The sequence below is a fragment of the Gorillibacterium sp. sgz306347 genome, assembly GCF_059735245.1.
This window is the reverse complement of the sequence record NZ_JCAPET010000003.1, coordinates 48,265-58,505: the sequence shown is the minus strand read 5'-3', so window position 1 is coordinate 58,505 and position 10,241 is coordinate 48,265. Positions and strand designations below refer to the sequence as shown.

Below are 10,241 nucleotides of genomic sequence, written 5' to 3'. Positions count from 1 at the left end.
TTTCACCCCCTCGATCTTGATCGCTGCCGCAACCCCTCGAACAACCTGACCACGTCGGCCTGCTTTTGCAGATCGTCGGCGTGAACGTTAACCGTGATAAACTGATTGACGGCGGCCGTTGAAGCCTCCGCTTGCTGCAGCATCCGCATGCTCTGAGGATAACTGTACACCCGTGACCCTCTTGGCAAATCAACAAGCTCAGGCCCTTCTTCTCCTACCCACGTAAGCCCGCCGCGCCAGTTATTGGTTCCTTTGGCGTTGCGGCCAACTTGCGAGCCGGCCCCATTGACAGCTGAGTTCATATTTCCCACGCTGGTTCCGATGTTTGACATAGCCCGGTCCAACTCTCCCGTTTTGCCAATAATGACAGCTATAATGACCCCGAGGGCGATTAAGGCGGCGGTCACGCCCATGATGATCATTTTCGTTTTAGTGGCGGGATTTGCCACATCAGTCATCATTCCTTTTAAATCTTTGAAGCCAGTTGTAGCCGCCGATATCGCTTTGAACACGGTGGCAAACATCAATGCCATGGACCCTACAACCGCAACGGTTGTAATGACACTGGGCGGAACTTTGGATAGAACTTCAAAAAGCGATGTCATTAACGGCAATAGGGCTAATGCCAAAGTATTTCTCGTAGCCTCGCCCACCTTTGTAAACTTCACCATAGCATCATCAAGCTTAGCAAACTTGGAAATCTGCTCCTCGGACATGACGTAGCCCATTTCGCGGGCGTCCCGCGCATAATCTTTCAACCCATCGCTACCTTCAAGGATGAGGTTATTCAGTTCCATGGCACTCTTCCCAAATACGGCCATAGAGAGAGCGTCCTTTTCCGTTTCATTGCGTATCAAGCCCAATGCATCGATCACACTGTAAAAGACCGTTTCGCTATCCTTTAGCTTGCCATTGTTCTCAGTCACCTTCACGTGAAGTTGGTGAAACGCTTCCGCTGCGTCCCCCGTCCCGCTTCTTGCTGAGTCCATGGACCGCGTGAGCTTCGCCATAGCCCCGCCGATGGTTTCCGTGGACACTTCTAGGTATTCAGCGGCATAATTGAGTTCTTGAATCTTCTCCACCGACAGCCCTGTTTTGTGGGCCAATTCTTCAATTTCTCCAGCCACCTTCGCCGTTTCGATAGTCATTTTACCGAAGCCGACAATGATCCCCGCTGTTATGCCGGCGAGAGCAACCATGGATATCCTTGCGCCGTCGAGGGATTGAGCAGCGTTGCGAGCCCCTTCGGGTAACCGGATGCCGATCGAGTCAACCAAAGATAGCACCTTATCCCCAAGGTTCTTGTGGGCTTCCCCCGAATTTCTCAACGCCTCGTTGTTCTTGTCCAGGCTCTTCTCTACCTTAATCAGTTCTGTTTCCGCTTTCGCAAGTCCCTTTTGCCATTCCAGCGTTCGGGCGTCCGCCTCTCCGTACACCTCGACGGAACGGGCTAACGCGGCACGGTACTGCTCGACCTTTTCGGCTTGACTCGTCAACTGCGATTCCAAAATCTCGTTTTTGGCGGTCAGCGCTTCTGCCGAGTTCGAGTTATCCGAATAGGCGGCCGTCACCTTGGATAGTTGGGCGGCCGTCACCTGCAAACCGGCATCGATTTCGGCGATGGCCTGATGGTAGCCCGTTGCCGCCTCCCGGGACTCCTGCAGCTCGTTTTGCATTTTGGCGAGGTCGGCAGTTGCTTTGTTCAGGCTGATTTGCCATTGCATCGTCTTCGTCGCGCTCTCGCCGTAAGTAGCCGCCGACTTCGCCAGCGCCTCCCGAAGTTTCTCGACCTTTTCCGCCTGTCCAGCAATCTGCGACTCCATAATTTCGCTTTTCGCAGCTGCCGCCCCGACAGAGGAGGCATTGGATGCATACTCCGCCGTGACCTTTGCCAATTCGCTGGCATTGACCTTCAGACCGGCGTTGATTTCCGAGAGGGCACGCTTGAACTCCCGCTCCCCATCCAGAGCAATCGTAGCGCCGATCCGTCTACTCCCTGCCATTACAACACATCCTCTCCCGGAACGATATCCCCGTTATCGATTGGCCGATTACTGTGATAAACTTGATGTGCTTTGGCAAGTTTTGTCAGCTTGCGCATGGTCATGCGCCAGACATGCCGTTCAGGGTAACCGAGTACCGTGGTTCCCATATAAATGAGCTGCGCAAAGTCTATTTCCGGGATGCCTTCCTCCTCGTCTCCCGGTTCGTCGTCATCTGCGCAGCCATCAAGTTTTTTTCCATTTCCTCAGCCTGGGCGACAGCCTCCGCCGGAAGCCCCTTCAACATGGCCTCGCGAATCGCCTTTTGAAAATCGTTGATGCCGCCTACGCCATCCAGCAACCGGGCGATTTGCTTTTCAGTGAGAATCGATTTCTTTTGATCCGCGTATTCCTCGTTCCACATTTCGGCGTCTTCCTGGAGCATCATTGCCCCGAGCCATTTCAGGGATGCGAGGTTGGACATAGGTTCATTTAAAAGTTTATCCATGGATCCATATTTTTCGATGCAGGCTTCCAGGACGTTCAGGTTAAATATAAGGTTCCGTTCACAGTCCAGTGTGATCGGTACCCCCATCCGTTTCATGTCGCTCATAAAAAAGGCGGAGCCGCAGCCCCGCCCTCACCTCCATTACGTTATGTTTGCCTTACTGTGCAACCAAGCTCTCGCCGTTGCCAGACTTTCCACCGTGGTTTCCTGCTTCCAGCGCGTATCGTTGCGCCGGGACAAGCGCCCCTCGATGGCGGGCGTTTGCCATGCAATGTTGCCCCCTTTGGTTTCGGCGGTCTCGCTCGGCTCCCCGAATTGCACCTTGGTAAACCAAACAGCGCGATATAGGCGCACGCCGTTTTTGATTTTGGACTGAATGTAACCAAAACCAAAATACCCCGGCGTATCCTCGGACGTGGACGATAAGACATCCACTTCTGGCGCTCCAGATCCGCTCCCCACCGTTTCCTGTGTTTCGACATTCCCAAGCCAATCCGCTCGAACCCCAGCGGTAAGGTCATCCGCGGTGAATGTCAGTGTTCCGTCGATAAACTCCCGCGCCCGTTCTGCCAATCCGTCATCCCCATACAGAGGAACGTCCGAAATGTTGAGCGACACGTTGACGCTGATGGCCTTGCCCGCCACCTTCCCGGGACCGTAGCTAAACGTTCCCGTGGCATCGTCTTCCGTCAGTGGCGCATAAACGGGGTTCCTTAAACCAATGTTTGCCATTAGGCTTCCGCCTCCTCGAAATCTTCAATGTAAAAATCAACTGGTACGTGGAAAAAATTCGATCCTGCTTCAAACAAGGTTGGGCCGTTTTCGATCCAAACGAAACCAGTCTCCCGCATCCGCCGGCGAACCTCGGCTACAAGCGACGTGGGGTTGGACTTCGAAAACACGTCCACCGTCACCCGGGTTTCGGCTTCCTGATCCTCGTCATCGGCGTGAACCGTCGGCCGTTCGGATAGGGTGTAATACGTGATATAGGTCGTCGCATTGCCGTCATACTTCACAGCCGCGACCGGGACGGGTGACCGGGCAATCACGATCCCCTTTAGGGCCAGTTCCACCAGGGGGTTGATGTTCATAATTTCAAGTCCTCCGTCGCATAGTCAAACGCTTTTTGCATTTCATCGGCCGCGACGGCTCCGCTATCATCCACGGCTGGCCTAATAAAGGGAGTGGCCGGTTGCTTGCTTGTGCCGTATTCCAGCGCCATCGCTTTCCGATCATGCGGGACCCCTCGGGGATCGGACGGCGTTTTTTTGCGGCTTGTATCGTATCCATCAAATTCGATTCGCTTGGACCAGTTCCCGGACTTGTCTTTTTTGGCTTTCCGTCCCTTGACGGACGCGGACATGCCGCCTGTGCGGTCGTGCTTGGCCGCTCGGGTCTTGATTGCCTTTTGCACAGGCGCGGCCCCGGCTTCCAACATCGCCACGGATAAATCGTCGCCGGCGGAGCCGAGGGCGGCAAGGGCGTCTATCAGGCCGTTCCCAAACTGGGGTACTATTCGAGCCATGCCGTCACCTGCTTTCCAGTCGCGAACAAACCAGTTCAGTTCGTTCGCCCGCTTGATAGGTGCGAGCGATCTTGAAGTTTTGGCCGGCGTGAATGAGTTCTATACGCCGATTCGGATGACGCTCCAAGAACTGATCATATTCAAAGGTCCAGACCAGGAACATCACATCCACCTGAAGGCTTTGAGCGGACGCCTGATAATGCTCCGATTGGCGCACAGACTTTTTTTCAGCGTACAAGTTTGCTCGCCCGACTTCCGCCGCCGCGGTGAACCCGTCCGCATCTTTATCATCCAAGGAGAGCGCCAGCAGAATAATATCATGGTCCATTTTCCGCTGGCTCCTTTCTGTATTCCTCGGATAGAGTGAGATGCGCCTTCAACATGTCGTAAGAGGCCATCAGTTTGGCGGCATCGGGATTCTGCCACCAGAAACCCGCCCGCACATACAACGACACCGCCCGCTTAATCAACGGGTCGGTGTCGGATACGGTTCTGCTTCCGGCCACGCCGGAGAGACGCAAGTCATCCCGGGCCGCGGCTATAAGGTCGTTAATCTCCGAATTCAAAGATTGATTTCCCTGGCTGATCCTGAGAGCAACCTTCATTTCATTCAACAGGCTCAACGATATCACCCTTCACGGGCTGGCGGCCGGCGCGTTTGGTCGGCACAGCGTTTTTGGCCGGTTTCTCATTTCTGTCCGGATCTTCTGGTTTCTTTTCTGCCGGCTGCTCAGAAGGCCAATCGGAGGGCGGCTTGATATAGCCCCCCTCGATCAGTTCTTGGATGCGCTCGGCGTCGTCCGTCTCAAAGGTCTGCTCTGGAAGCAGGATAATGTCCAGTTCCCGATCACGAAACGATTTCATAACGGCTGCCTTCATGGCGCTTCCCTCCTTATACTACGACCTGAATAATGGTGAATGCCTTGGTATCCACGACATCGCCGTCTACAATGGCGTAGCCCATGTAGTCGGTCAGACGTTCACGGATGTGGTCATCCCGGTAGATGGTGACGTCCTCGTTGATGTTCGCCAGATATCCGGCGTCCAAGTTGCCTACCAGAATTTCACCGGCGGGAATCGTCGCATCCGGCTTAATGATACGGCCAAAGATGCGCCCGACGCCGCCGGCGGCCACGTCCGGAATGAAGAGCGGGCGGCCTTGTGCGTCCAGCATATTCGCCAACTGGCCCCAGATGGTCGTATTGTTGGCATAAATAGTCACACCGTTTGCATACGAGGCGTGAATAGCTCCCATGGCCGCCGTGAGGCTGTTGTAGGCTACGCCATCCGCCGCAGCGTACTCCACAATCTGCGGCGTACCGATTTCGGCAGACAAAGCCGTCTTGATGCCGCGGGGTTCCGCTTTAAAGGTTTGGGCTCCACTCGGCTTGCCTTTACCGGCATAGACGGCACCCGACAGAGCCGCTCCCATCCGGTCGCCGATTTCGCGTTCGATGTAAGCGATAAAGTCATCCGCCGCCATTTGCCGCAGTTTCCAGGTAACTTGCACGGCCTTCGCCAGCTCGCAACCGGTGAGCTCCAAGGTGCCGAATCCAAGCTGATCGGTGTCAACAACGGTCGGTTCATCGTACCATTTCGCATCTGGTCCTGTGCCACCCTTGATCAGCGTCAGGTTTCCGCTGACCCGCAGCTTCCGCACGTCCGCCCACAGGGGATATTGTTCTTCCGCCCGTTTCCAAATACCGGCGACAACTGTCTTCGGGATCAATACGGCGCTGTTCGTAGTCGTGTGCATGAATGCACGATATTCGGCGTTCGCCTTGTCGTACATTTCACGGCGCTCCGCCGGAACGGCCAAGCCCATCATGTCCCGGACCCAAGCGTCCCGGTATTCCTTCGTTTCGATTGCCTCGGACCAGTTGAGGTTCCGTTTTTCAGGAGACGGGGCTTCTGTGGTAGCTAGAGGCGTACCACTAGTCGTGCCGGCGTTGAGGGAAGCAGCGATCTGGGTCCGCTTCTCGATCTTCGTTTTCTCGTCTTCAAGCTGGCGAAGCTCCTTTTCCAAATCGTCAAGATTCACTTCGCCGTCACCTTCCAGTTGTGCGCGGATTTCCGCTTTGCGAGCCTCGATTTCAGCCAGACGGCCGCCACCGGCGAAGGTTTGCAGGTCCAATTTGTAACGCAGTTTTTTCGTGTTCATGGATTGAGTATCCTCCTTTGGTATTAAAGCATGGTTTTTAAAAGCAACATCCGCCGCTGTTCTGCCGCTGCTACAGCCTGGATCTCTTTCTCGGCCTCCGCCTCGAAAAAGGAACGTACGGAAATGGAAGTCGTATCATAAGCGGGAATATCCACCGCGGACACGTCGTAAACCTTTTTAACTCGCAGGATGGTGCGAGTACGTGTCTCGTTATCGTAAGATGCCTCTTTCACCGTGTAGGCGTAACTCATTCGGTCAATGTACCCGCCCCGAATCTCTTCGTAGATCCTCCGGCCTTCTTCGGTCCCGTCCAGGCGGGCACGAATAAAAAGACCCTTGGAATCAACGCGCAGATCCAGGGTTTTATTTCGGGTACGGGCCATTACCTTGCCCCCGTGATTGTAGTTAAAAATTACATCGGACATGTCAGCTTCCGCCAGGGCGGTGTCTGCCACTTTCTCCCGATACTGCATATCGCCGTATTCGTAAAGGACGGTGGTCTCGTTGAATCTGCAGGCGTACCCTTCAACGTAAAGCTCTTCGTTGTCATCCCCCTCCGGCTGGGCCGCCCGAATTTCAAAGGTGGATTCCCGGAACTCGCGATCCTTCCACCGAGTATTAGGTGTCTCTGTTTTCGTCGTCGCCATCGTCATCATCTCCTTTCGCCGCTGGCGCTTTGATCGGCGGATCGTTTACTGGCGCTGTATCGAGCCGGCGCACCGTATCGTCGCCACCAGCAACCGGCGCCATGTTGAACACCTCGCGCCATTCGTTTGGTGTCAAAGCCCCCCGGTCCACCAACTGCAGCAGATTTACCTTGGTCGTGGTGCTCGCGTATTGCAAACGATTGGCCTCGTACACAATCTCATTCCCGTGCGCCCGCTCATTCGGTGTGAAAAGCTTCTCGGTAAGCTCTAGGCTGAGCTGTAAGGCAATCGGTTCGATAACTGATTCGTAAAAGGCGTTCCACTCATCCTCTGAGTAGGTGGAGGTGACAATTTTTTCGGAAACACCGAAATACTTGTACACCCTGGCTTCAATCGCGGACATCTGCTTTGCATCCACCATCTTCGGATCCGTGCGCAGCTCCGTATATTCTGCCTTGCTGTCCAGCGCTGCTACACCGCCGTTGTTGGTTACATCCATGTAATCCCGCACAAAAGCGTCGCGGTTTTTCTTGATATCCGATTCCTTCAGCATGCCAGTGAATTTCAAGAGCCCACGCAGATAGGCAGAGGTTTTCACTGCGTTCGCGATGCCTTCATTCGTGGTATTGATCAGCTCCAGCGTGGGCAAAAGGGCCACGTCGCTTTCCCCGAAAACATCTGATTCATAATAAAAGCGCCTCAGGTGGATGACATCCACATAGGGGGCTGTAAGCCGTTTGCCATTCGCGAGCTGGAAACGAAGGTAGACTTCATCTTCGTACTCCAAAGCTTCCGCCGAATGATAAATGATCGGGAACAGCCCAATGAGGCGGCCTCCCGAGCGATGGATCAGAACAAAGGCGTTGTTCTTCATCATCAACTGCGTGACTACCCGATATTGGAAGTCATAGGCGCTCTCTACGGGGTTGGGTCTACGCGAGAGCAGTCGCTCCAAATCCCCGACGCCCGGGGAACGGATACGTCCGTCAACCCGCCGAACGTGTTTGGCCTTCAACTTGGCAGCATTCGATGCGATGGCGTGTACGGATGCTCGCACCACGTCGCTCGCGTAGGCGTTGCGCCCGAAGGCCGTGAAGGACGGGTTGAATCCTCCTGTCATTTGCACCCGAGTAAACGTCTTATCGTTGTCTCCCCCGCCACCGAACCATTTTTTCCATAGATTGCGTTTCTCTGGCAAGGTTTCACCCCCTCAAATTAGCGCCTTGTAGTCGCTCATGTGGTTATATAACACGGTGTACGCGATTAACAAAGACACAGCGCCGTCAATGCGCCGGCGCTGGTTGCGACCCTTCATGGGCCTGATATTGTCGTTGTCATCCCGTTTCTCATTAGTGTTCGTGAGACACCATTTCAGCACCGGGTTATTGTTGTAGTTTATGCGCTTGACCCCGAGGTCGGCCGCCAATTCCTTCATCGGCTGGCTAAGCGTTTTCGCCCCTTGTCGTACCGATTCCATTTCGAATCCGTTATCTTTCATTTCGTTCACCCAATACTGTGACCCCCAAGGATCGTAACCATTCCAGATTGGACGGATATCATATTCGTCAATCATCTTTTTGTACCAAGCCGTTACGTCGCTGTACTGAACCTTGTTACCCGGACAGAGGGTTATGAAGCCGCGTTCCGCCCACTTGTCATAGGGAATCTTGTCTTCCCGCACTCTCTTCTCTACCAACGATTCCGGGAGAAAATACATCTGGAGCGCGTAAATGGTGTCCTTGTTTGGCTTCATGAGCAGAAGCGTCGCGCAGGTCAGGTCGGTGGTACTTGAAAGGTCACTGCCTCCAACGGCGTAGCTGTCACAGATTTCATCCATGGAAAACGTCTCGGTGTTGTTGATTTCCTCGAACGTTAGCCAGGCATCCGTGTCCGTCTCCCGCACATTAAAATCTTTGACCAACAAGTTTTTGACCAACATAGCGTTGGCTTTGGCCTTGTTAACCTTGCCTTCGATCTGGTCAATCCTTTTGATCGTCCCCAGACCGGGGTTCGCCTTCGGCCAAGCCGCCGGATCGGTCCATTCCTCGCGGTCATCCAGCTCGTAGATAATCGGAAGGAAGTGTTCATCGTGGTATCCATCAGGGTCATCGTACCCGTTAAGTACCATTTCGGCTTCGTCGTACTTGAGGTCGTACACCGCTTCGCGCACGGTTCCCGCTGTCGTTATCATTACGGCAAGGGGTTGCTCACGGGCGCTCATACCGTCCACGATGACATCGTACAAGTTCTTGTCTTTCCATGCCTGCACCTCGTCCATTATTGCTCCATGGACGTTCAGGCCATCCAACGTCTCGCTGTCCGCGCCCAATGGGCGGAAGGAACTGTCGTTCCAATCGCTAACCAATTCCGCCACAAGTGTTTTAATGCGCTTGCGCAGCGCCGGCGATTTCTTGACCATCCGCTTCGCTTCTAACCAGACAAGCTTCGCCTGGTCTTTTTTGGTCGCACAGGCGTAAATTTCAGCGCCCGGTTCTTGATCTGCAATCTGCAGATACAGGCCAATGCCAGAAGCGAGTGTTGACTTTCCATTTTTCCGGGCAACGACCAAGAACACCTCGCGGTATTTGCGGGTGCTGTCTATTTTGTCGATAAATCCGAAGGTGGCCGCCAAGAATGCCTTCTGCCACAACTCCAATTCGATGGGCTTCCCGCCCCACTTACCTTTGCTGTGCTTGCAGAAGTTCTCCAGAAACTCGATTGCGTGGTTGGCATGGCGAGCGCTGTACTCGTATACCGTTCGCTGGTCATACACATCTGTGGCTAACTTCTGATACACCCGCCGGACTTTCTTACTAACGGTTACCGTTCCATTCTCGATCTGTGCCCAATACTCCAGTACGGGGTTGTACGCCAGGGGATACGTCTTCCTCGCGGGGGCAGTCATCGGCTATTCACAAACCCCTCAAAGCCATCCTTATCCTCTTCAGGTTCGGGGTTGGGCTTCGGCAACAAATCGGATAGCTGCTTGATGATTTTTTGGTAGTTGCCGTTCATTGCATTGTACAAGCGGGCAACCGGGCGCTCTCGTTCATAGGGGTCCGTCTTTTCTGATTGAGAAAACAGCTCGACATATCCACCCTCGTCGAGGTCTGTTTCGTAATCTTCCAGGGTGATTCTCATGTAGGCCGCCCGTCGAATGAGACCATCCGCTACCCGTATCAGATCTTCCGGGATGTTTTTGTAGCTCTCGCGAAGTCGCTTCTCTTCGGCTGATATTCGCCGTTTTTTCGCTTTCTGCTGTTTTTCTTTCGCTGTTTCTATGGTTGATTTTTCACCTTTTCCGCCCATCGGATCACCTCGTTTCGGGGTAGGGGGGTCATGTGCGTGGCCTGCGTGTTTTTTGAACCTCCCTCATCGGTCTTGGCGGCCCCTGTATTGCTTTCGCAAAGGGGGGGAT

General features: G+C 54.1%; 13 protein-coding genes. All 13 read right to left on the bottom strand.

What is annotated here, in order from left to right; translation table 11 throughout:
* Positions 1 to 2: 2 nt before the first annotated feature.
* The gene (locus AC6I6H_RS03030; protein WP_497951077.1) at positions 3 to 2,003 is read right to left on the bottom strand and encodes a hypothetical protein; all 2,001 of its coding nucleotides are present in this window, start codon (positions 2,001 to 2,003) and stop codon (positions 3 to 5) included.
* Between the two features lie 169 nt (positions 2,004 to 2,172).
* Positions 2,173 to 2,595, bottom strand: coding sequence for a hypothetical protein (locus AC6I6H_RS03025; RefSeq protein ID WP_497951074.1), 423 nt, complete (start codon positions 2,593 to 2,595; stop codon positions 2,173 to 2,175).
* Positions 2,596 to 2,631: 36 nt separating this feature from the next.
* Positions 2,632 to 3,222 carry a major tail protein gene (locus AC6I6H_RS03020; protein WP_497951069.1) on the bottom strand — a complete coding sequence of 197 codons (591 nt, stop codon included), beginning with the start codon at positions 3,220 to 3,222 and terminating at the stop codon, positions 2,632 to 2,634.
* The gene (locus tag AC6I6H_RS03015; protein ID WP_497951066.1) at positions 3,222 to 3,581 is read right to left on the bottom strand and encodes a hypothetical protein; all 360 of its coding nucleotides are present in this window, start codon (positions 3,579 to 3,581) and stop codon (positions 3,222 to 3,224) included. Before AC6I6H_RS03015 ends, AC6I6H_RS03020 begins: the two co-directional genes overlap by 1 nt.
* Positions 3,578 to 4,015 carry an HK97-gp10 family putative phage morphogenesis protein gene (locus tag AC6I6H_RS03010; protein ID WP_497951064.1) on the bottom strand — a complete coding sequence of 146 codons (438 nt, stop codon included), beginning with the start codon at positions 4,013 to 4,015 and terminating at the stop codon, positions 3,578 to 3,580. Before AC6I6H_RS03010 ends, AC6I6H_RS03015 begins: the two co-directional genes overlap by 4 nt.
* A 4-nt stretch (positions 4,016 to 4,019) precedes the next feature.
* Positions 4,020 to 4,343: a hypothetical protein gene (locus tag AC6I6H_RS03005; protein ID WP_497951062.1), complete on the bottom strand. Its 324-nt coding sequence runs from the start codon at positions 4,341 to 4,343 to the stop codon at positions 4,020 to 4,022.
* Positions 4,333 to 4,638 (bottom strand): phage head-tail connector protein, encoded by a 306-nt coding sequence (locus AC6I6H_RS03000; RefSeq protein WP_497951057.1) that lies wholly within the window; start codon positions 4,636 to 4,638, stop codon positions 4,333 to 4,335. The genes AC6I6H_RS03005 and AC6I6H_RS03000 overlap by 11 nt, the downstream gene beginning before the upstream one ends.
* Positions 4,622 to 4,894 carry a hypothetical protein gene (locus AC6I6H_RS02995; protein WP_497951055.1) on the bottom strand — a complete coding sequence of 91 codons (273 nt, stop codon included), beginning with the start codon at positions 4,892 to 4,894 and terminating at the stop codon, positions 4,622 to 4,624. Before AC6I6H_RS02995 ends, AC6I6H_RS03000 begins: the two co-directional genes overlap by 17 nt.
* A 13-nt stretch (positions 4,895 to 4,907) precedes the next feature.
* Positions 4,908 to 6,176, bottom strand: a complete 1,269-nt coding sequence (locus AC6I6H_RS02990) for a phage major capsid protein (RefSeq protein ID WP_497951051.1) — start codon at positions 6,174 to 6,176, stop codon at positions 4,908 to 4,910.
* A 23-nt stretch (positions 6,177 to 6,199) separates the two neighbouring features.
* The gene (locus AC6I6H_RS02985) at positions 6,200 to 6,823 is read right to left on the bottom strand and encodes an HK97 family phage prohead protease (RefSeq protein WP_497951049.1); all 624 of its coding nucleotides are present in this window, start codon (positions 6,821 to 6,823) and stop codon (positions 6,200 to 6,202) included.
* A complete protein-coding gene (locus AC6I6H_RS02980) occupies positions 6,795 to 8,021 on the bottom strand; it encodes a phage portal protein (protein ID WP_497951043.1) in 1,227 nt (408 codons plus the stop codon). Before AC6I6H_RS02980 ends, AC6I6H_RS02985 begins: the two co-directional genes overlap by 29 nt.
* Positions 8,022 to 8,033: 12 nt before the next feature.
* Entirely contained in the window at positions 8,034 to 9,728 is a 1,695-nt protein-coding gene (locus AC6I6H_RS02975) for a terminase large subunit (RefSeq protein WP_497951038.1), read from the bottom strand.
* Complete coding sequence (locus AC6I6H_RS02970; RefSeq protein WP_497951036.1) at positions 9,725 to 10,132, bottom strand: hypothetical protein; 408 nt, start codon at positions 10,130 to 10,132, stop codon at positions 9,725 to 9,727. The genes AC6I6H_RS02975 and AC6I6H_RS02970 overlap by 4 nt, the downstream gene beginning before the upstream one ends.
* Positions 10,133 to 10,241 lie beyond the last annotated feature (109 nt).

What these genes read in the sequence shown, in the direction of transcription:
- AC6I6H_RS03020 (WP_497951069.1), bottom strand. Translation starts at nt 3,222, where the DNA reads ATGGCAAACATTGGTTTAAGGAACCCCGTTTATGCGCCACTGACGGAA.
- AC6I6H_RS03030 (WP_497951077.1), bottom strand. Translation starts at nt 2,003, where the DNA reads ATGGCAGGGAGTAGACGGATCGGCGCTACGATTGCTCTGGATGGGGAG.
- AC6I6H_RS02985 (WP_497951049.1), bottom strand. Translation starts at nt 6,823, where the DNA reads ATGGCGACGACGAAAACAGAGACACCTAATACTCGGTGGAAGGATCGC.
- AC6I6H_RS02975 (WP_497951038.1), bottom strand. Translation starts at nt 9,728, where the DNA reads ATGACTGCCCCCGCGAGGAAGACGTATCCCCTGGCGTACAACCCCGTA.
- AC6I6H_RS03025 (WP_497951074.1), bottom strand. Translation starts at nt 2,595, where the DNA reads ATGAGCGACATGAAACGGATGGGGGTACCGATCACACTGGACTGTGAA.
- AC6I6H_RS02990 (WP_497951051.1), bottom strand. Translation starts at nt 6,176, where the DNA reads ATGAACACGAAAAAACTGCGTTACAAATTGGACCTGCAAACCTTCGCC.
- AC6I6H_RS03010 (WP_497951064.1), bottom strand. Translation starts at nt 4,015, where the DNA reads ATGGCTCGAATAGTACCCCAGTTTGGGAACGGCCTGATAGACGCCCTT.
- AC6I6H_RS02970 (WP_497951036.1), bottom strand. Translation starts at nt 10,132, where the DNA reads ATGGGCGGAAAAGGTGAAAAATCAACCATAGAAACAGCGAAAGAAAAA.
- AC6I6H_RS03005 (WP_497951062.1), bottom strand. Translation starts at nt 4,343, where the DNA reads ATGGACCATGATATTATTCTGCTGGCGCTCTCCTTGGATGATAAAGAT.
- AC6I6H_RS02995 (WP_497951055.1), bottom strand. Translation starts at nt 4,894, where the DNA reads ATGAAGGCAGCCGTTATGAAATCGTTTCGTGATCGGGAACTGGACATT.
- AC6I6H_RS03015 (WP_497951066.1), bottom strand. Translation starts at nt 3,581, where the DNA reads ATGAACATCAACCCCCTGGTGGAACTGGCCCTAAAGGGGATCGTGATT.